A 19,347-nucleotide genomic window follows, 5' to 3' on the forward strand; every position below is an offset into this window, starting at 1 on the left:
GGAGCCATGAATACGACAAACCTCAGCGGCATCGCCGAGCTTCTCCGCGCGCGGGGGACGCTCGCCGAGGTCCGCAACCTCACGCAAGAGGCGGGCGCCACGCCCGTCACCGGCTGCGACTGCGACTCCCGCGTCGTCCGCCCGGGGCACGTCTTCGTGTGCAAGGGCCAGGCATTCCGCCCGGCCTACCTCGTGAGCGCGCTCGAGAAGGGCGCTGTCGCCTATCTGTGCGACGAGGAGCACGCAGACTCCCTGGAGCAGGCGGCCCCCGGCGTGCCCGCCCTCGTGGCCTCCGACCTGCGCCGCGCCATGGCATATGCCTCCGCGGACGCCTTCGGCCACCCCGACCACGACATCAAGGTCGTGGGCATCACGGGCACCAAGGGCAAGTCCACGGTCTCCTACATGCTGCGCTCCGTGCTGGACGGCGAGGAGCCCTACTCCGGCACGGGCGTCATCGGCTCCATTGACACCTTTGACGGCGTGGAGAACTCCGAGAGCCACAACACCACCCCAGAGAGCCCGGACCTCTGGCGTCACCTGGCCAACGCGCGCGAGGCCGGCCTGCCCTACATGGACATGGAGGTCTCGAGCCAGGGCCTCAAGTACGACCGCGTGCTGGGCCTCACGCTTGACGTGGCCTGCTTCCTCAACATCGGGCGCGACCACATCTCTCCCGTGGAGCACCCGGACTTTGAGGACTACTTCGAGAGCAAGCTGCGCATCTTTGACATCTGCCGCTCCGCCGTGATCAACATGGACTGCGAGCATGCCGACGTCATTGCCGAGCGCGCCAGCCGCTGCCCGCGCGTGCTGCGCTTCTCTGCGGAGGGGCGCAAGGGCGCTGACGTCTGGGCCTCGGACATCCAGTCCGGCTATGGCTACGTGCAGTTTGTTGCCCACACCCCCAGCTGGGAGGGCAGCTGCGTGCTCTCCATGCCGGGCCTCTTCAACGTGGACAACGCGCTGGCCACCATTGCCATCTGCGAGCTGCTGGGCATCCCGGAGGAGGACATCGTGGGGCCGCTCTCGCGCGCCAAGGTACCCGGGCGCATGGAGCTTCTCTCCACGCCGGACCAGAAGGTGACGGCGCTCGTTGACTACGCCCACAACAAGCTGTCCTACCAGCGGTTCTTCCCGTCTGTGAAGAAGGAGTTCCCGGGCTACCGGATCATCGCCCTCTTTGGCGCGCCGGGAGGCAAGGCCTACGAGCGCCGCACGGAGCTGCCGCAGGAGGCCGCCAAGTGGGCCGACTACCTCATCTACACCGAGGAGGACCCGGCCAACGACCCGCTGGAGGAAATCTGCCAGCAGATGGCCGACGCCACGCCGGCCGGCACCCCCTACGAGGTCATTCTTGACCGCGAGGCTGCTGTGCGCCGCGCGACGGAGCTTGCCTACGAGGGCGAGGGCCCGGCCATCGTCTGCCTGCTTGCCAAGGGCGACGAGACCCGCCAGCACGAGGGCAACGACTTCGTCCCCTGCCGCCCCGACGGCGACATCTTCCAGGACGCCGTCCGCGAGCACGCCGCCAAGGCCAAGTCCGAGCAGTAAACGGCGTCGCAGGCAGCATCTACACAGACAAGATGACTCATCAGAGGCGAGAAGCGCGAGTTTCTCGCCTCTTTTTTGCCGCCGCACGCTACGTTTGCGTTTTGTAGCGGAAGGACGAGTAGCGGCCCAATTTCTAGGCACGTTTGCCCAGTTGGCAGAGGTGCAGATTGGGCCGCTACCGGGCGCTCCCGCAATAAAACGCAAACGTAGCTGCCAACCCGCACCCCAGGCGGCAACAGGCCCTCTGCTACCCCGACACTCCCATCGGCTTCCAAGTCCGGCGACAGCGTCAACAGCAGGGCGCCCCCACTCGACCTCTCCTAAGAAAGTGCTTCTGAGCGCGTACTTTGCGCGAGGTCACTTTCGTGGAGAGGCGAGTGGGGGCGCCCGTCAGGAACGTTAACTCCCGGACTTAGAAGTCGATGTCCGTGTCGTAGTAGCAGGCCTTCAGGATCTTCTCGAAGTCAGCGGCCTTGGTCTCACGCGGGTTCTCCGGCGTGCAGGCGTCCTGCTCGGCGTTGGCGGCGATGGTCGGCAGCTTGGCGAGGAACTCCTCCTCGGAGACCATCTGCGGGTGCTCGGCGTCCACCTTGACGCCGCCGTTGGCATAGTCCTTGATGGACTGCGGGATGTTGAGCTGGTCGTTCATGTCGCGGATCTTCTGAACCAGAGCGGCAACGAGCTCCTCGGTGGTCTCGCCCGGAAGGTGCAGGACCTCCTTGGCAACGTAGGCGTAGCGCTCGGCAGCGCGCGGGTCCTTGGAGTTCCACTGGATGACCTTGCCCAGGTACATGGCGTTGGCGGCACCGTGGATGATGTGGCCGTTCTCAAAGGCGGCACCGGTCTTGTGGGCCATGGAGTGGACGATGCCCAGCAGGCCAGAGGAGAAGGCGATGCCGGCGATGCACTGGGCCTCGTGCATGTGCTGACGGGCCTCCTTGTCGCCGGTGTAGGACTTGGGCAGCCACTCGACGATCTCACGGATGCCGTGGAGGGCGTTGGCATCGGTGAACATGGAGGCGAAGGTGGAGACGTAGGCCTCCATGCAGTGGGTCAGGGCGTCCATGCCGGTGTGGGCGCAGAGCTTGGCGGGCATGCTGTAGGTCAGCTCGGGGTCGACGATGGCCACGTCAGGGGTGATGTTGAAGTCGGCCAGCGGGTACTTGATGCCCTTGTCGTAGTCCGTGATGACGGAGAACGCGGTGACCTCGGTAGCGGTGCCGGAGGTAGAGGAGATGGCGCAGAAGTGAGCCTTCTGGCGCAGCTCAGGGAAGGAGAACGGCTGGATGATGTTCTCGAAGGACTCCTCGGGGTACTCGTAGAAGACCCACATGGCCTTTGCGGCGTCGATCGGGGAGCCGCCGCCCAGGGCGATGATCCAGTCGGGCTCGAACTCGCGCATGGCCTCGGCGCCCTTCATCACCGTGGTGATGGAAGGATCGGACTCGACGCCCTCGAAGAGCTTGACCTCAAAGCCGGCGTCCTCGAGGTCCTTCTGGATGTCCTGAAGGAAGCCGCCGCGACGCATGGAGCCGCCGCCAGAGACGATGATGGCCTTGCTACCCTTGAGGTTCTTGACCTCGTGGCGGGCGCCCTCTCCAAAGTAAAGGTCACGCGGGTTGGTAAAACGTCCCATAACTCCTCCAATTCGTATGCCGTCGCCCCCGCGACGGATTGCAAACAAGAGGCGAGCCCCCTTGTTTTTGGCAAAGTTGGAAGTCCTTGACCTGAGGCTTATCCCCTCGCCCCAGTCAGCCGTAAGCATAGCAGTCCGGGGAAGCCGCGGCCGGCCCAAGTCGGTTGCGTAAAAAATCGCCCCGCTCAAGGTTTTTTGCTAGCCAAGAAGAACGCGCCGTGCATGGGTGGGTATAAGTCAGGTTTAGCTCGCTCATGTCAGGTACCATAGGGGCCTGAGAGGAGACCCCATGGCACATGACCCCAGACGCGAGGACTACCAGCGCCTTGCGCTGCGCTTCGTTCGCACCATAGACCCGCTGGACCTGGCAGCGGCCAGGGAGTTCACGGACTTTGGCCGGCGCTTTGCCCAGGAGAGGGACTCCCTTCCCCAGACCGACGCGGACCGCGCCTTCCACCTGGTGTGCCGTGCCACCGAGCTCATTGACTACAAGCTGCCGTTTGCCGAGCCCGACCAGGCGGCCGAGCTCATCCGCCACGGCCAGTCCCTGCTGGACGAGGCCCTCTCGCTCGACGAGAAGTGCTTTGACGCCCTGCGCATGAAGTCCGGGCCGGAAGTCGCGGGGCTCGACGCCCGCCACGAGTTCCTGGTCAAGCGGGAGCCCGAGGTGCGCGCCGCCTGCGAGCAGGCCCGCGACGCGCAGGACCCCTCGGAGGACGAGGAGCGCGTGGCCCTGTGCCGCGCGCTGGCCATGCGCCCCTACTGGCGCTGGCTTGCATCGCTTGCCGAGGGCGCGCTCATCTGCGGCCGCAACCGCGAGGCCATCAGCTGGTGCGAGCGCCTGCTCCAGAGCGACCCGGCCGACACCTGCGACGTGCGCTTCACCTACGCCTACGCGCTGGCAAAGCTCGAGGACGAGTCCGGGCTGGACGCCCTCGAGGCGCGCTACGCCAAGATCTCCCCCACGCGCGGGGCCGACGACGCCTGGATGCTCATGGCCCGCATGGCGCTTGCCCACAAGGCCTGCCACATGGAGGAGGCCCAGGGGCTTCTCGCCCACATCTGCAGGACGTACCCCGAGGCCGCCGTCACGCTGCTGCGCCAGACGGAGCTGCCGGACGGTGAGTTTGCCCGCCTGTACGTGGCGCCCTACAGCGCCGACGAGCTGATCATTGCCGCCAGCGAGGGCATCGTCTTGCTGCAGGAGGGCGCGGACCGCACCGGTCGCGGCGTCTTGGGCGCCTGGGTTGCCGCGCAGGTGGCCGGGATGTACCCCGCCGTTGCCCTGCAGGTGGCGGCCGAGATGCGCCAGGAGGGGGTGCAGGGCAAGTGAACGTGCACGAGGAGCTTATCCAGCGCTGCGCGGCCCGCAGGCGCAAGGCCTTGGGCGACCTCTCTGACCAGGGGTTTGCCGAGCTGCTGCTTGCGGTGAGGGAGAACCCCTCCGCGTTTGTGGACTCCCCCGCCGAGGAGGCCTACGTGGAGCTCGAGCGCGCCTTCTCGGCCTACGACGCCTCGCTCAACAACGACGACCTGCTTGAGGACGACGAGTACCAGAAGGCCCGGCAGAAGCGCCTGACCAACCTGCAGGCCGGCTGCGCCCGCGCCCTTGCCCTTGACGAGAAGTGCCTGGACGCGCAGCTCGTGGGCACCCTGGCGGCAGACCTTGACCCGGACTCGCTGCTGGAGCAGCTGCTGGGCCTGCACGACGGCACGGACGCCGCCAGCGACGCGCCCGAGGGATGCGACCTCTGGGCGGACGTCTTTTCTCGCCCCAAGCTGAGGCTGGAGGCGGCCATCAGCCGCACGCTGCTCGACGGCGCGCGCTACCGGCTGGCCGCCCAGGCCTGCGAGCGCGTGATTGCCGTGGCGCCCACCGACGAGCTCGGCTGCCGGCACACGGAGGCCATCGCGCTGGCTCGCCTTGAGGACGAGGAGGGCTTTGACCAGCTTGACGCCCGCTTTGGCAGGCACGACAACGCGTGGACGAGCCTCTCCAGGTGCGTGCTGATGTACAAGCTGGGCCGCATGAGCGCGGCCAGGCGCGCGCTGGCGGGCTTTGACCGGCTGTGCCAGGGCGGCTCGTATGCCCTGATGAGGCCCGTGTTTGTGGAGGTCTACCTGCCCGACCGTCCTCCCGTGGCGGTGAACTCCCTGGAGGAGGCCACGCTGGCCGTGCACGAGATGGAGCCCACCATCGCCGACGTGCCCGACTTCATCAACTGGGCCGCCGCCCAGCCCGGCATCTCCGCCAGCGCCGAGGCCTTTGCCCAGCGCAACGACCTGGACTGGTAGCCGAGACCGGGGACGGGGCCGGACAGTCGCCCCGCTCAGATTTGGCTTCCGCTGGAAGGCGTTTCTGCGCGAAAGGCCCAAAGTGCTTCTCGGCGCTCAAGTTTCGCCTCCACTGGAGGGCAACTTTGAGCAAACGCACCGAAAACCACCTCGCGCGCAAATACGGCCTCCAGCGGAAGGCTCTTTTGCGCAGATCCCAAGGCACACGCCCCTCAAATTGGGGACGTGTTCGTTGGGGGTGCGGACAATTTCTTAGACACTACGGAGAGAGTACCCCAGGTCCCTGCGGTACTGCTCCGGGCTCCTCCACCCCAGGCTCCGCTTGATCCTGCCCGAGTTGTAGTAGGCGAGGTAGCCCGCCAGGCGCCGCCGGAACTCCTCGAAGCCCACCCCGGACCAGTCCCTGCCGTGGTAGAACTCCTGCTTGAGCCGGCCGAAGAAGCCCTCGGCCGCGGCGTTGTCGGGGCTGCGGCCCTTCCTCGACATGCTGCGCACCAGGCCGTGGCGCTCGCATATCGCCGCCCAGCCCGGCCACCTGTAGTGGCAGCCGCGGTCGGTGTGGACCACGGGCCGCTCGCCGGCCGCGAGCGTCGAGGCCGCCGCCTCCAGCATCGAGTCGGCCATGCGGGCGTCGGGGGACTCCGACAGGGTCCACGCCACGACCGCCCCGTCGAAGCAGTCGACCACCGGCGACAGCCAGCAGCGCCCCGACCCTATCGTGAACATGGTGACGTCGGTGACCCACAGCTCGTTGGGGCGCGAGGCGGAGAAGTCGTGGGTGCCGTCGGGGCGCAGCGGCAGGTTGGGAGGGGCCTCGGAGACCTCGCCGGCATAGCTGCTCCAGCGCCTGCGGCGCCTCAGGTAGCGCACCTCGAGCCCCTCCTCGCGCATGACGCGCCTCACGACCTTCTCGGAGACCGCCAGGGGCTCGTCGGGGTCCAGGCGCAGCCTCGCCCATATCGTGCGGTAGCCCCAGGCCCCGCCCCCGGCCTCGAACAGGGCGCGCACCCGCGCCCTCAGGGCGGCCAGGCGGTCGGGGGCGCCCCTGCGGGCGCGGTGGTAGTAGTAGGTGCTGCGCGCCACGCCGGCCGCGCGCAGGGCGTCCTCCAGGCCGAACCCGGGCCTAAGGGCGTCGGCGACCAGCGCCCTCTCCGCCGCCGTCAGCGAGTCCGGGCCCCGCCCCGGGCCGCCTCCTTTTAGGACGTCCAACACCGCCTCGGCCCTGGCGAGCTCCAGCCTCAGGGCCCGGTTCTCGGCCCTGAGGGCCTCCAGGTCCCCGGGGTCGGCCGGCGGCGGCACGCGCGGGGCGCCCCGTCCGTTCGCGAGCGACACCTCGCCCTCCCTCCCCGCGGCGCGGGCCCAGCCGCGCACGGTCTCCGGGTGGCAGCCGATCGACGCGGCGACCTCGGCGGGGTCCTCCCCGGCGAGCGCCCTGCGCGCGGCGTCGGCCCTCTGGGCAAGAGTATAGGGGGCGTGCCAGCCGACGCCCAGGTCGCCGGACGCCCAGCGCCTGATCGACTCGGCGGAGGCGAGCCCCGACTCCCTGGCGAACCTGTGGGCCGGCCGGCCGGACTCGCGCCAGAGCCCCAGGATGGCGTCCCTCTCGTCGCTCGAGTACATTGCGGGCTCCAATCCGGACGCCTGTCGGCGTCCAACTTTTCGTCCGCACCCCCGTTTTTTGCGCAAATTTGAACACGTCCCCAATTTGAGGGCTTTCTTTTTTGGCTACAGTGCGACCGTGAAAAAGAAAGAAATGGCCTATTTTTTCTTTTTGGTGGCTATACTCTCTCCTAAAAAGAAAAGATTGGGGACGCTTTGGCCTATCAGACGCTCAAGAAAACGTTCTATGCAGACCCGACCAGCCAGCGCTTTCAGAACCACGACGCCGAGGCGGCGAGGAGACTTGGAGACCCCTCCACCTTCCGCACGGGCATAGCCCTTGAGCACGGGGAGCTGTTCTGCGCGATGCCCAAGGAGCTGTCCCTTGCCAGCGAGCAGGTCATTCGCCGCGAGAGGGACGTTTCCGAGCTCTGGGGTCGCCTGCCCAGGACCGCGCGCGGGGCGTTTCTCCGCAGCCTCATCCTTGACGAGGTGGTCTGCAGCAACGAGATGGAGGGCGTCCACAGCACCCGCAAGCAGATCGAGGTTGCGCTTGAGGCCGGGCGCGCGACCCGTGGCAACAACGTGGGTGCGGCTGAGGCGACGCGCGCGCCGTTCTTCGAGCTGGCACAGCTCTACTTGGGACTCACCGACAATCCCGTGCCCCCACAGTCGCTTCAAGAGATCAGGACCATCTACGACTCCGTGGTCAAGGGCTCCATTGACGAGAAGGACCTGGTCGGAGGCATCCTCTTTCGCACCGGTCCCGTAGTCATAGAGAAGCGCGGGGGCAGGGTCGTCCACCGGGGCGTTGAGCCGGAGGCAAGAATCGAAGAGCTGCTGGGAGACATGATCTCGCTCTCGAAACGCAACGACGTGCCCGAGCTCTGCCGAGCCGCGCTCTGCCACTTTCTCTTCGAGTACGTCCACCCCTTCTACGACGGCAACGGGCGCACCGGACGCTACCTGCTTGCGCTGCAGCTGAGTCACCTGCTCTCTCAGCCCACGGTGCTTTCTCTCTGCCGCACCATCTCCGAACACAAGAGCGCCTACTACAAGGCGTTTGACACCACCGAGGACAGGCTCAACTGCTCCGAGGGCACCCATTTTGTCCTCATGCTCCTTGAACTGGTCTCCGTTGCCCAAGAAGATTTGATTACAGATCTTGCCGAGAAGCACCTGGCGGTGGAGCTGCTTGAACAGAGGCTGGCGAATCTTGAGGCGGCGTCGGAAGAACGTGGGCGGAGGCTCCTTGGGTTTGGCGCCGAGCGCGAGCTCTTCTCGCTGCCCGATGGATTCACGCAAAGAGAGGCCTGCGAGCACCTGGGCGTCTCGGCCCCCACCACAAGAAAGGAGCTCGAGCGACTTGAGGCCAAGGGCCTATTGGCGAGAACGACGCGCCGACCCTCCCGCTACGTTCTAACGCCGCAGGCCAAGGAGCTGTTGGGGCTTTCCGCAGAGTGACTGCGCAGTGAGCCCGGCAGGAGTGTCCCTTTTACCTGCAAATAATCAACGTCCCCATTGGCAGGTCAAAAAAGCGCCCCGGCAGGGATGACTGCCGGGGCGCGGGCGTTTGGGTGCACCGTTTGCGCATCTCCTCGAACCGAGGTGTGCGCCGTTGGCACAATCGTCTTCGTTAGGATACCACGAGCGGCCTAGGAGACAACCAGGCGCATGCCGGGGTAGATTAGGTTCGGGTTACCGATGCCGTTCTTCGCGGCGAGATCCTGATACGTGGTGCCGTACTTGGACGCGATGCCGCTGAGGGTGTCTCCGCTCTGAACCACGTAGACCTGCTCGGTCTTGGTCTGCCCGTTGATAACGGCCATAACCTCGTCGTAGCGCGGCCCAAGCACGGCCTTGCGGCGGCTGCCGTTACCGTAATCGCCCGCCCAGGTCTCCTTCGCGAGATCATCGGCTTGTGCGGGCCGCTGCCGTTCGCCGAATCGTGCGAGGGCGGGAAGGTCGATGCTTGGGCCTGGCGGGGCGAGTGCGGATGATCTCTTAGCGAATCTTGCCGACAAACAGCAGGTAGGAATAGGCGTACATCGCGATGCATCCCCCAAGGCAGACCACGCTGATCGCCGCTGCGACAACAGCGTCCGTGAGGTATGGTCCTGCGAGGCCAAATGCTGCGACGGCAATTCCCATAAGCACGAAACACTTGCCACCAAAGCGCTGGGTGCGGCGCCAGTTCTCCGGATCGTTGAGGGCCCAGGGGGTCTTCACGCCCATTGTGTAGTTCTGGCCGATACGGGGCATGTAGTTGCCGATGCCGACGAGCAGCGCGCCAATCAGCACGGAGACGATGACGTTCGTGGAGCCCTTGGCCGCTATCGCGCCCCAGACGGTAAGCTCGGGAAGCCAGCTGATGACGATCGTGAGCAGGGTAAAGCCCACAACGAAGTGCTGGTAGAACTTCCCGGCGCGGACATAGCCATTGCCTCTGGGATCGATGCGCGGAATCACGTAGAAGAGGACGAGCATCCCGAGGGGCAGCGCGCCTAAGGCGGCTGCCGTCCAGCTTGGCCCCCAGCCGTTGACCTCGCCGCTCGCACCCCAATGGGTGGGAATTTGTGCGGGCAAGCTTGGGAGCGCGATGAGGTGCGCGATGACGTTCACGCCGGAAAGCGTGGCGAGCGCGATGAGGCAGTTGCGTGAGATGAGGCCGTGGGTGCTGTCGTTGTTGGCGCTATTCATGAGAGTCCTCCGTGAAGCCAAGGAACCAACCAATCAGGTCCTGCATGACGGTGGTGTTGAGGCTATAGACGATGTTCTGGCCGTGGCGCTCGTCTGTGACGAGGCCGGCGGCCTTGAGTGTTGCCAAGTGGTGGCTGAGTGTTGGCTTGCTGACGTCAAAGTTCTTGGCGAGTTCACCCACCGTGAGGTCGCCCGACTTGAGTAGCTCGAGGATGCGTCTGCGCGTTGGGTCGGCGAGTGCCTTGAATCCCTCTCCTGCCATAACGCCTCCCTGGTTGGTCGTCTTTGTACTTCTCTGTTATTAGATAGTTAGACAACCATCTAATAACAGAGAAGTATAGCTTCATTGCCGGGGGAGTCAACGGCCGGGTTTTGCATCTGCGGAGTACGGCGTAACGCTGCGCAACTCCATGCGGCGTACCGCGAAAAAAGAAGCAGGCCAGAGGCTCAAATTCCTCTGACCTGCTGCAATGTCTGGTGCCCCCAACGGGAATCGAACCCGTGTTACAGCCTTGAAAGGGCCGTGTCCTAGGCCTCTAGACGATGGGGACGCAAGCTCTGAGTATATCAGAGGTACTGGTAGGGGCGGTGGGACTCGAACCCACAATCCTTTCGGCCGTGGATTTTAAGTCCACTGCGTATGCCAATTCCGCCACGCCCCCAGGGGTCCATTTAGTCTAGCGCAAGCCCGGCTAGCCCTGCGGCGAGACGAGCGGGCGCATCTCGGGCTTCCAGATGACCGGCGAGTCGCGGCGCTCGAGCGCGGCCGCGGCGGCAAGGGAGAGCCCAAAGAGAAGGTCGCTCTCGCTAACCGTGAGCTGGTCAAACCCGGTCTGGGCCATGAGCTCGGCCACGGCGCAGACGCCGCCCAGGATGACGGACGCGCGCTTGGGCTGGATGCCCGGCAGCGCCGCGCGCTTCTCCACAGAAAGGCTTGCGAGCTGGTCCTGAATGCCCTGGACGTCTGCCGCGCAGAGCGTGGCTAGGTGGACCTGCGCGGGGTCGTAGGGGTCAAGCGCCTTCTTGACGGCAACCATCGTGGTCACCGTTCCGCCGCAGACCACCAGGCGCTCGGGGGCGGCGGACGGAGCGGTGCCGCCCGCAGCTGCCGCGGCGCCTGCCGCACGCAGGCCGCCCTCGGCGATCACAGGCGCAAACTTCTGGCCGGCAAGCTCCCGCGCGGACAGAAGCGCGCCAGCGGCGGCCGGACCCTCCCCCGCAAGGAAGCGCTCGGTCAGCCTGCGGCAGCCAACGTCAACGGAGCGAACAAAGTCAAGCTCAAGGATGCCGTCCGTTCCCAGGCAGCCCATTGCCAGCTCCGTGGAGCCGCCGCCGTTGTCGGCCACGAGGATGCGGTGGCCCACAAAGTCCTGCGCCACGCCCAGGAAGGTGAGCGAGCCCTCAACCGCGCCCGGGATGACCATAGGCTCAAGGCCCAGCGAGGCCAGGGCGGCGCCCAGTTCGCGGGCGTTCTGCGCGTCGCGGGCGGCGCTGGTCAGCGTGCAGCACGCCGAGGTGGCGCCGGCGCGACGGGCCTCCTCAAGATAGGCTGCCACGCAGCCAAAGACGCGCTCCATGGCGTCCTGGCGCAGGCGGTGGGTCTTGTCCACGTCCTGCCCCAGGTTGCAGATCTGCGAGCGCTTGGCCAGGCGCACCACGCGCCCGTCCTCGACGTCCGCCACGGCAAGGCGGGCGGTGACGGTTCCAATGTCTATGCAGGCTACCCTGGTCATCATTGCCCCTCGTATCCAAAGATCACGTCGCCCACGCCCACGTACCAGGGGTATTCCGGAGTGGCATCAGGAGAGCTGGCGGAGTCGTCCGGCAGACCCTCCACTACGACGCCCGTCTCGCCGGCACCCACGTAGCCGCGGCGGCGAGCCTCCTCCTCTATGCCCTCGCGCGTGAGAAGCGCATCGTTCTGCTGCTGGATCTGGTCATTGCTCTGGGCCAGCGCGTCGTACTGGGCCTGCAGGTCAAGCCCGGCGCGCCAGGCGCGGTAGTAGGTGGCCGCCGGACCGTAGAGCAGCACCGCGGCGGCGACCAGCACGCCCACCACAATGCACAGCAGCTTGTGGCTGGCATAGAAGCCGCCCACCGCGTCGGCCTTTGCGGCCACGGCGTCCTTGGCCTGCCGCGCGGCCTCCACACGAGCCGTGGCGTTGTGGCGCTCCGGCCTCTCCGCACGGCGAGAAGTGCGCGCCGCGGCAGCGGGACGGCCCGACGCGGCGCGACTGCCCCGGCCCAGAACGGAGCCCAGGCTCTTTGCGGCGGCGCCGGTGTGGGTTGCAAACTCCTGCGAGACGGTGGTCTTCGACCCCCGCCGAGAGAACTCGGTCACGGCCGGGCGAGGCCGGTCATAGACGCGTGGAGCGCCCTGCTCTGCAGAGGAGCGCCTGGTAGAAGAGTCAATCATGCCCTGGTTCATTTCTAGTTCGATGTTGGCGTGACGACGGCGCACGCTTGCGCGGCGCAGCCCTCAACCCTGTTATACCAAAGGCCACGCGGACGTCGGCTACTCCGCGGGCTTCTCCTCACCCTTAGCACGGTCCCAGAGCTCGTTCTGCTCGACGGTCGAGAGGTCCTCCACGGCACGGCCCTGCGCGCGGGCGAGCTCCTCCATGCGCGCCCAGCGGCGGCGGAACTTGCGGTTTGACGCGGCCAGGGCCTCCTCGGCGTCCACGCCAGACCAGCGCGCGACGTTGACCAGCGCAAACAGCAGGTCTCCGAACTCCTCCTGCGATGCCGCGGTGCCCGGCTCCTCCGCCTCGAACTCCGCGCGCTCCTCGGCCACCTTGTCCCAGACGCCGGCCAGGTCGGCCCACTCAAAGCCGGCCTTTGCCGCTCGCTTCGAGATCTTCTGCGCCTGCATGAGGGCGGGCAGGCTCTGGGGCACGGAGTCAAGCAGGCCCGGCTCGACGTCGCTCAGCTGGCCGCGGGCCTCGCGCTCAAGGCGCTTGACGTCATCCCAGATGTCCAGGACGCGATCGCCGTCGTGAGCCTGCTCGTAGCCGGCGGGCGCCTGGCCGTCCGAGGCTGCCGCGAGGTCTCCAAAGACGTGCGGGTGCCTGCGGACGAGCTTCTCGTTGAGGCCGTGGGCCACGTCCTCGATGGTGAACTCGCCGGCGTCGGCGGCTATCTGCGCGTGGAGAAGCACCTGCTCGAGCACGTCGCCGAGCTCCTCGCAGAGATGCGCGACGTCGTTTGCCTCGATGGCGTCAACGGCCTCGTAGGCCTCCTCGACCATGTTCTTGGTGATGGAGCCGTGGGTCTGCTCGCGGTCCCAGGGGCAGCCGTCGGCCTGGCGCAGCCGCCAGATGGTGCGGACGAGCCGGTCCATCTCGGGATTGCCCGCCGGTGCCTCCGCGCGCGACGCGTTCTGCTCGTCTACCAGGTCAGACAGGGCACGCCCGTCGTCAAGCCTGCACTCCGGCTGGTTAAACTTGCCCGACACGAACTCCATTTGCTCCCCTTTCGGCGTTTCTCCGCCGTCATTGTATCGCGGGGACTGCGCACTTTCCGCCTCCGGGCCACGCCCCCCCTGCCGTGCGCGCGCATTAAAAAATCGCCCGGCCAGGAACGGCCGGGCGATCAAAGAGGATGCTGGTTCAGGCGCCTTACACCAAGCCGAGGGCGACCAGCACAATGCCCAGGACCAGCAGGCCGAACATGACGGCCGTGCCGGACTTGCCCTTCTTGAGCAAGCTGTAGCAGCCACCCACGAGACCAAGAGGCAGGATGAACGGGCAAATCTGGTCGATGATCTCCTGCAACACGACCTGTGCGCCGTTGATGTCGACAGTCGCGCCCAAGGTCAGGGTAACCATTGAGGGAATCATGGCCCCGATAACCATAAGGCCCATGATGCGCGCAGCCTCAGTCACCTTCTGGAGGGTTCCGTCGCTGGAGATGCGCTCAAGGAACTTCGAGCCGCCGTCATAGCCGATCTTGAAGCCCACGCGACGCACGACCTCGGACGGGATCACGTTAATGAGGGCGTAGATGATGGGGCCCAGAACGTTCCCGGCAACAGCCAGGGGAGCGCCGATACCCGCGCCGATGACGCGGAACGTACCCCAGAAGAACGAGTCGCCGATGCCGGCAAGCGGGCCCATGAGGGCGGCCTTGACGGAGGTGATGGAGCCGGCGTCGTACTCCTCCGGCTCGGAGGCGTTCTGCTCCTCCATGGCGCAGGTCAGGCCGATGAGGAACGGGCTCGTGGAGGTCGCGCAGTTATAGAACTCGAGATGGCGCTTGACGGCCTCCTTCAGACCCTCCGGGTCATCTTTGTAGAGCTCCTTCAGCGCCGGCATCATCGTGTAGGCATAGCCGGTAGACATCTGGCGCTCGTAGTTGAAGCAGCCAAGGAGCTGGTAGTGGCGGTTGAAGACATGACGCAGAGTCTTCTGGCTAAGCTTCTTCTCTTCTGCCATGGTTACAGCTCCTCATCATCTTCGTCGTCGATGGGCTCGGACGCGGCGCCCTGGGTCGCAAGGGCGGCCGCGGGGGCCTGCTTGCCGCTGAGCATGTAGTAAATGACCGCGGCGATGGCGCCAAAGAACGCGGCGCCGAGGGTGCTCACGTTAAGGAACGCGGCAAGGGCAAAGCCAAGGAACAGGAACACGCCGAACTTCTTGTCCCAGGTCAGCTGGATCAGCATGGCAACGCCGAGCGCGGGAAGGAGGTTGCCGGACTGGTTGAGGCCGTCCTGGATGACGGGCGGAATCTGGTCGACGAAGCTGGTGATGACGCCAGAGCCGAGAACGTAGCCCAGGAAGATGGGCACGAACTTAAAGAGGAAGTAGACGATACCGCCGCCCCAAATGCACAGGTCGATGCCGTGGTAGTTCTCCTGGTCGGCAAAGCGGTCGGCCTGGTGAGCAAAGAACGTGTTCACGATGGGCGCTGCGATGTCGCACAGCTGAGCCACGACGGCGATGGGCACGGCAAGCGCAAGCGTGGTCTCGTAAGAGGCGCCGGTGCTGATGGCGAGCGCCGTCGCGAGAGCGGAGCCGACGACGACGTTCGGCGGCGTGGTGGTGCCGATGCCGTTCAGGCCCATCCACACGAGCTCAAGCTGACCGCCGACCACAAGGCCGGTCACGGGGTCGCCCATGATGAGGCCGACGACGGGGCCGATGATGATCGGGCGGTCCAGCATGTGTTGGCCGACTAGGCGCGACTCAAGGTAAATCAGCGCCGAAACAAGGGCGACCAAGAATCCTTGCAGCATAGTGCTTCCTTTCTCCTTCTACTCTTGTTGAAAACCTCAGGGAGCAGCGGCCCGGGGCAAGAAGCACGACGCCCGCGGACCGCCTCCCGTTAGTTCAGAGCGTGCTCGATGGCCGCGAAATCGGCCTTCTCGAGCGTGGGGTTGGCCTGACCAAAGACGTTGACGCCAGCGTCGTGCAGCTTCTTTGCCGCGGCGAACTCCTCGGCGGTGGTGTACACCTGCGGGATGATGGCAACGTACTTCTCGCCGGGCTTCTTGTTTACGCCGGCGGTGCCGATGTTGAGCTTGCTGAACTTGCGGGCATCGTCGAGCAGGCTGTACAGACGCTCGGCGTCCTCGACGGTCTGGGTAACCACAAAGATCCTCTTGCCGTCGTTGACGGGGTTGTTGAGGGCCTTGGCGGCCTTCTCGATAGGCTTGATGAAGAGCTTCACGCCTGCGGGCTTGGCCAGCTTGAGGGCGTTTTTCTTGAAGTCGTCGGCAGCGGCGGCGTCATTGGCAACGAGGATGGTCTCCGGCGCCAGGTGAGAAGTCCAAGCAACCGCGACCAGGCCATGAATAAGACGGTCGTCGGCGCGAACGAGCACGATTGACGGCTTGCCCTTGCCAGCCTTTGCGGATGCCTTGGCGACAGGGTCCTTGGCAGCCGGAGCCACGGGCTTGACATCCTGCGCCAACGGCAGCATGAGCTGCTCGCGAGCGTTGGCCACCGTCGCGGCCAGAGCGCCGTAAGTGACGTCGTCACTATAGGCAAGCTCGAGCATAAACGGCATGTTCACGCCGCTGACCAGCATAAACCCGTATTCGTCGGCCAGCTTCATGGCCACCTGGTTGACAGAACCGCCGGGGATGTCGGTGCAAACCACCACAGGCTCGCCCTTGGGCAGCGCATCGAGCTGCTCGCGGAGCTCGCGCTCGAACTCCTGGCTCTGGACGTACCCGTTGAGGAAGTGGACGTTGTCTGCGTCCGCTTTGAAGAACTTCACGGCCTGCGCGAAACCTTCCGCGAGCGTGGAGTGGGTGGCGACGAGGATCTGGCTCATACGAATGCCTCCGCTTAGTCGAGGTGGGCGAACGAGGTGCGGTTTGCCGGGCGGTAGCGCGTGTCGATCTTTGCGTTGATGCAGTTGCGACAGGAGATGATTTGGAACGGGATTGCCATCGCCAGCGGGGTGAGCTCGTCAGAGATCTCCTCCTCGAAGCAGATGGACTTCGGGCCGAACTCGCCCTTGTGGTCGCCGCAAGTGACGACAAAGACGTGCTCGGTCACCTTGTTGTCCTCGTACCACTTGAGGAAGGACGGAATGCGCTCGATACCGGGGCCGTCGGGGGCGACAAAGAATGTGTAGTTGTTCTCGTCGAGGGCATAGTGCGGGCCGTGGATCATCTCCTCGAGCTCGTAACCGCGAACCGGCTTGTGGTAGGTCTCGTTCATCTTGAGCTCGGCCTCCTCGGCGGTGCAGACGTTGATGCCGTAGGTGCACACATAGCCGCGGGTAAGGGCCATGAGCTCAAAGACGTTCTCGTCGTACCAGGCGTCCGCCTGCTCAACGAGGTGGTCGTAGGACTCGGCGAGGGCGCGCGCCGCCTCAAGACGAGCCTTAAAGGAAGCGTCGTCGATGGTGCCGAGGGCGTGACCGGCGGACATGGCCAGCAGGTAGCCCTCAAAGAGGCTGACCTGATAGCCGCGGGTCTCGACGTGGACCTCCTCCTTGCCGGTGAGCAGGCGGATGGCGGAGTCGACGGACTCGGTCACGGGGCTGTCCATAACATCGGTAAGCGCGAGGGCGCAGAAGCCCGCCTCGTGGGCGCGGCGCATGACGTCGATGGTCGAGACGGAGGTGCCGGACTGAGAAACGCCGATGACCAGGACCTGATCGGGGCGATAGGCGCCGGAGGTTGCGATGTCGCTCTCGTCAAAGCGGGTCGGGAAGCCCGCGGAGGCCTCGACCTTGCAGTAGCGCTGGAACAGCGTGGCGATGTAAAGGGAGGCGTTGTAGCTGGTGCCGGAGCCCACGAGATAGACGCGCTTAAAGTCGTGGCTCTTCATGAGATCGACGAAGGGGTCACAGAACAGGGCACGCTCCTTGTAGGCATTGCGCAGCGCGTGGCCCGTGTCCTTGATGTAGCCGTACATGCTGGGGTCGTCGAGCTTGGTAATCATAGTGCCTCCCGTTTGGTGGTCGTCAGTCTCGCTCGTGTTTTCCGTGCTTGACGTATTTGTATATATATAGACTTGCTTTGTAATGGCAATAGCGGATGAGCGGTATTATTCAGCCGGTAAGCGGCATTTTACCAGTTGGTAATGGTTCAATATGGACCTCCCGACACTTGAGAATCCTCCGGACACGAATCATATCCCGGTTATCTTTTGATATCTATTGCACTTCTTTTCTTCTTTGTTACAGATTTGTCTATATATTTCATCGACGATTGTGTACCTTTGTGCCAAGCAATACATGAAGGAGGCGCACTTTGTCCAAGGAACCTAAATACCGGCAGGTCGAGGAGAGCATCCGCCAGATGATCCAGCTCGGCACGCTTAAGGTCGGGGATCAGATTCCCACCGAGGAGGAGCTGTGCGAGAAGTTCGGGTTCTCGCGCATGACGGTTAACAAGGCCCTCTCGAACCTCTCTGCAAGCGGATATATCGAGCGCGTCCCCGGACGAGGTAGCTTCGTACGGCGTCACCATGTGGATAAGAGCCTCTCTGCCGGCACGAGCTTCACAGAGGACATGGCGGCGATTGGGCTCAAGGCCGGCTCCAAGCTCCTCACGTACGAGGTCGTCCCTGCCTCCACTTACCCCAAGGCCCAAGAAGCGCTCGAGCTCACCGACGATGACCTCATCCACCACTTCGTGCGTCTGCGCACCGGCGACGACATTCCCGTGGCTATCAGCGACACCTGCATCTCGGCGGCGGTCATCCCCGCAATCAGCGTTGAGTGCCTCAACGGCTCGTTTTACGAGTACGTGCGCTCACTCGGCATCAACACCGGTCTGTGCCGCATGTCCATAAGTGCCGTCATCCCGACCCCCGAGCAGCAAAACCTACTGCGCGCCAAGGACATCGCCCTTCTGGCGGTACGTCACACCACCTGCGCCGATATCGGCGGTGAGCAGGTGCCGTACGAGTACATCACCACGTACTACAACGGCGACTCCTACACCTACGACTACACGATATAGCCAGAAGAACACGTCGGCTACCGGCGCAAACGCGTAGAAAGGGATCGTCGTGAAGCTGCCCAGCGTACTCGCCTCCGCCCGCGACGGAAGGAGCGCGCCCGCCACACCTGTCGAAAACCTGAGCGACTTCGAGGTTGCGCCCCATGAGGCAGAGCCCGCGTTCGAGGGAGCCTCCCTCATTCATGGTGCGGCGCTGCTTACGCCCGAGGAAGACGCGAGGAGCACCCGCACCATCGAGCGACGCGACAGCGTCGGCGCCGCAAAGACAGCCGTCGTGTTGAACTTTGCCGTGATTATGGCGGCTATCGCCTATGTGCTGTTCACCGCGCCGAACAACTTGGCGCTCGGCGGTGCGTCGGGCCTCTCCATCGTGATCGCGGGGCTCGTTCCGGGATTGCCCAGCGCCGTCGCGCTCTGGGGAGTGAATCTTGCGTGCATCGTCATCGGGTCGGTGCTTACCGGAAAGAGGGCTGTCGCATGGAGCGTCGCAGCATCGCTCGCGCTCTCCGCGTACGTATCGCTCTTTTCGCAGGTCATGCCCATTGTCAGCTCGATAACAGGCGACCTGTGGATTGACCTTCTGTGCGCCGTGGTCTTAACCGCCGTAAGCGCAGCAATGGCCTATAGCGTCGGCGCCTCCACAGGCGGGACAGACATCATCATCGTTGCGCTTGCCAAGCGCACGAGCCTGACAACGGGCATAGCGACACTGCTCGTCAATTCGACGTCAGTCGTAGGGAGTCTATTGCTGTTTGACCTGCGCACGGGCATCTACTGCGTAATCGGTCTGCTCATCATGACGGTTGTAGTCAACGGCGTGCTCGACGGCATGAAGCAGCACAAGGTCGTGACCGTGATTTGCAAGCAGCCGGCGCGCGTAGAGGAGTTCATCATCCGCGATCTCCAGCGAACCGCGACCATCTCGGAGGCGTACGGCGCGTACTCGGGCAATAAAGTGACCTCGATCATGACGGTACTCAACCCACGCGAGACGCTGCGGCTCGAGAAGCACATCCGCGGGATCGACCCGACGGCCTTCATCACCTACGTGAACACGTCGCAGATCACCGGACGCGGATTCAGACTGGTCTAAGTGCAAGCTCCTGCGCGCTTTCCGCCTCCGGGCCACGCCGGAGCGGGC

18 protein-coding genes and 2 tRNA genes are annotated in these 19,347 nt (G+C 64.9%); 6 read left to right on the plus strand and 14 right to left on the minus strand.

The window, feature by feature from the left end; translation table 11 throughout:
* Positions 1–6: 6 nt before the first annotated feature.
* On the plus strand, positions 7–1,554 hold the full coding sequence (locus DXV50_RS08085) for a Mur ligase family protein (protein ID WP_157966993.1): 1,548 nt from the start codon (positions 7–9) through the stop codon (positions 1,552–1,554).
* A gap of 412 nt (positions 1,555–1,966) precedes the next feature.
* Here the strand turns inward: DXV50_RS08085 and DXV50_RS08090 are convergent, their stop codons facing one another.
* The gene (locus DXV50_RS08090) at positions 1,967–3,190 is read right to left on the minus strand and encodes an iron-containing alcohol dehydrogenase (protein WP_117205712.1); all 1,224 of its coding nucleotides are present in this window, start codon (positions 3,188–3,190) and stop codon (positions 1,967–1,969) included.
* Between the two features lie 289 nt (positions 3,191–3,479).
* Between DXV50_RS08090 and DXV50_RS08095 the strand changes: the two genes are divergently transcribed.
* On the plus strand, positions 3,480–4,523 hold the full coding sequence (locus tag DXV50_RS08095; protein WP_117205713.1) for a response regulator receiver protein: 1,044 nt from the start codon (positions 3,480–3,482) through the stop codon (positions 4,521–4,523).
* Complete coding sequence (locus DXV50_RS08100; protein WP_117205714.1) at positions 4,520–5,485, plus strand: hypothetical protein; 966 nt, start codon at positions 4,520–4,522, stop codon at positions 5,483–5,485. Before DXV50_RS08095 ends, DXV50_RS08100 begins: the two co-directional genes overlap by 4 nt.
* A 252-nt stretch (positions 5,486–5,737) precedes the next feature.
* Here the strand turns inward: DXV50_RS08100 and DXV50_RS08105 are convergent, their stop codons facing one another.
* Positions 5,738–7,105 carry an IS3 family transposase gene (locus DXV50_RS08105; RefSeq protein ID WP_117204237.1) on the minus strand — a complete coding sequence of 456 codons (1,368 nt, stop codon included), beginning with the start codon at positions 7,103–7,105 and terminating at the stop codon, positions 5,738–5,740.
* Positions 7,106–7,300: 195 nt separating this feature from the next.
* Between DXV50_RS08105 and DXV50_RS08110 the strand changes: the two genes are divergently transcribed.
* Positions 7,301–8,548 (plus strand): Fic family protein, encoded by a 1,248-nt coding sequence (locus tag DXV50_RS08110; protein ID WP_117205715.1) that lies wholly within the window; start codon positions 7,301–7,303, stop codon positions 8,546–8,548.
* 191 nt (positions 8,549–8,739) lie between these two features.
* On the opposite strand, the gene DXV50_RS09995 is transcribed toward DXV50_RS08110, so the two are convergent.
* The 12 genes from DXV50_RS09995 to DXV50_RS08170 form a co-directional block, all read right to left on the minus strand.
* Entirely contained in the window at positions 8,740–9,180 is a 441-nt protein-coding gene (locus tag DXV50_RS09995) for a LysM peptidoglycan-binding domain-containing protein (protein ID WP_269801628.1), read from the minus strand.
* Positions 9,089–9,784 (minus strand): SdpI family protein, encoded by a 696-nt coding sequence (locus DXV50_RS08120; protein ID WP_117205717.1) that lies wholly within the window; start codon positions 9,782–9,784, stop codon positions 9,089–9,091. Before DXV50_RS08120 ends, DXV50_RS09995 begins: the two co-directional genes overlap by 92 nt.
* Positions 9,777–10,046, minus strand: a complete 270-nt coding sequence (locus DXV50_RS08125) for an autorepressor SdpR family transcription factor (protein ID WP_117205718.1) — start codon at positions 10,044–10,046, stop codon at positions 9,777–9,779. The genes DXV50_RS08120 and DXV50_RS08125 overlap by 8 nt, the downstream gene beginning before the upstream one ends.
* A 213-nt stretch (positions 10,047–10,259) precedes the next feature.
* A tRNA-Glu gene (locus DXV50_RS08130) sits at positions 10,260–10,335 on the minus strand.
* A 26-nt stretch (positions 10,336–10,361) separates the two neighbouring features.
* Positions 10,362–10,446 (minus strand) — tRNA-Leu (locus DXV50_RS08135).
* 30 nt (positions 10,447–10,476) lie between these two features.
* Positions 10,477–11,517 carry a Ppx/GppA phosphatase family protein gene (locus DXV50_RS08140; RefSeq protein WP_117205719.1) on the minus strand — a complete coding sequence of 347 codons (1,041 nt, stop codon included), beginning with the start codon at positions 11,515–11,517 and terminating at the stop codon, positions 10,477–10,479.
* Positions 11,517–12,200: an FtsB family cell division protein gene (locus DXV50_RS08145; RefSeq protein ID WP_157966994.1), complete on the minus strand. Its 684-nt coding sequence runs from the start codon at positions 12,198–12,200 to the stop codon at positions 11,517–11,519. Before DXV50_RS08145 ends, DXV50_RS08140 begins: the two co-directional genes overlap by 1 nt.
* 99 nt (positions 12,201–12,299) lie before the next feature.
* A complete protein-coding gene (mazG, locus tag DXV50_RS08150) occupies positions 12,300–13,247 on the minus strand; it encodes a nucleoside triphosphate pyrophosphohydrolase (protein WP_198666448.1) in 948 nt (315 codons plus the stop codon).
* Between the two features lie 154 nt (positions 13,248–13,401).
* On the minus strand, positions 13,402–14,217 hold the full coding sequence (locus DXV50_RS08155) for a PTS system mannose/fructose/sorbose family transporter subunit IID (protein WP_117205721.1): 816 nt from the start codon (positions 14,215–14,217) through the stop codon (positions 13,402–13,404).
* Between the two features lie 2 nt (positions 14,218–14,219).
* On the minus strand, positions 14,220–15,017 hold the full coding sequence (locus DXV50_RS08160; protein WP_117205722.1) for a PTS mannose/fructose/sorbose/N-acetylgalactosamine transporter subunit IIC: 798 nt from the start codon (positions 15,015–15,017) through the stop codon (positions 14,220–14,222).
* Between the two features lie 89 nt (positions 15,018–15,106).
* Positions 15,107–16,060 (minus strand): PTS mannose/fructose/sorbose transporter subunit IIAB, encoded by a 954-nt coding sequence (locus DXV50_RS08165; protein ID WP_117205723.1) that lies wholly within the window; start codon positions 16,058–16,060, stop codon positions 15,107–15,109.
* A gap of 14 nt (positions 16,061–16,074) precedes the next feature.
* The gene (locus DXV50_RS08170; protein ID WP_117205724.1) at positions 16,075–17,181 is read right to left on the minus strand and encodes an SIS domain-containing protein; all 1,107 of its coding nucleotides are present in this window, start codon (positions 17,179–17,181) and stop codon (positions 16,075–16,077) included.
* A 311-nt stretch (positions 17,182–17,492) separates the two neighbouring features.
* On the opposite strand from DXV50_RS08170, the gene DXV50_RS08175 reads away from it, so the two are divergent.
* Positions 17,493–18,206 (plus strand): GntR family transcriptional regulator, encoded by a 714-nt coding sequence (locus DXV50_RS08175; protein ID WP_117205725.1) that lies wholly within the window; start codon positions 17,493–17,495, stop codon positions 18,204–18,206.
* Positions 18,207–18,255: 49 nt separating this feature from the next.
* Positions 18,256–19,299, plus strand: a complete 1,044-nt coding sequence (locus tag DXV50_RS08180) for a YitT family protein (RefSeq protein WP_117205726.1) — start codon at positions 18,256–18,258, stop codon at positions 19,297–19,299.
* Positions 19,300–19,347 lie beyond the last annotated feature (48 nt).

The organism is Paratractidigestivibacter faecalis (assembly GCF_003416765.1).
GTDB lineage: Bacteria > Actinomycetota > Coriobacteriia > Coriobacteriales > Atopobiaceae > Paratractidigestivibacter > Paratractidigestivibacter faecalis.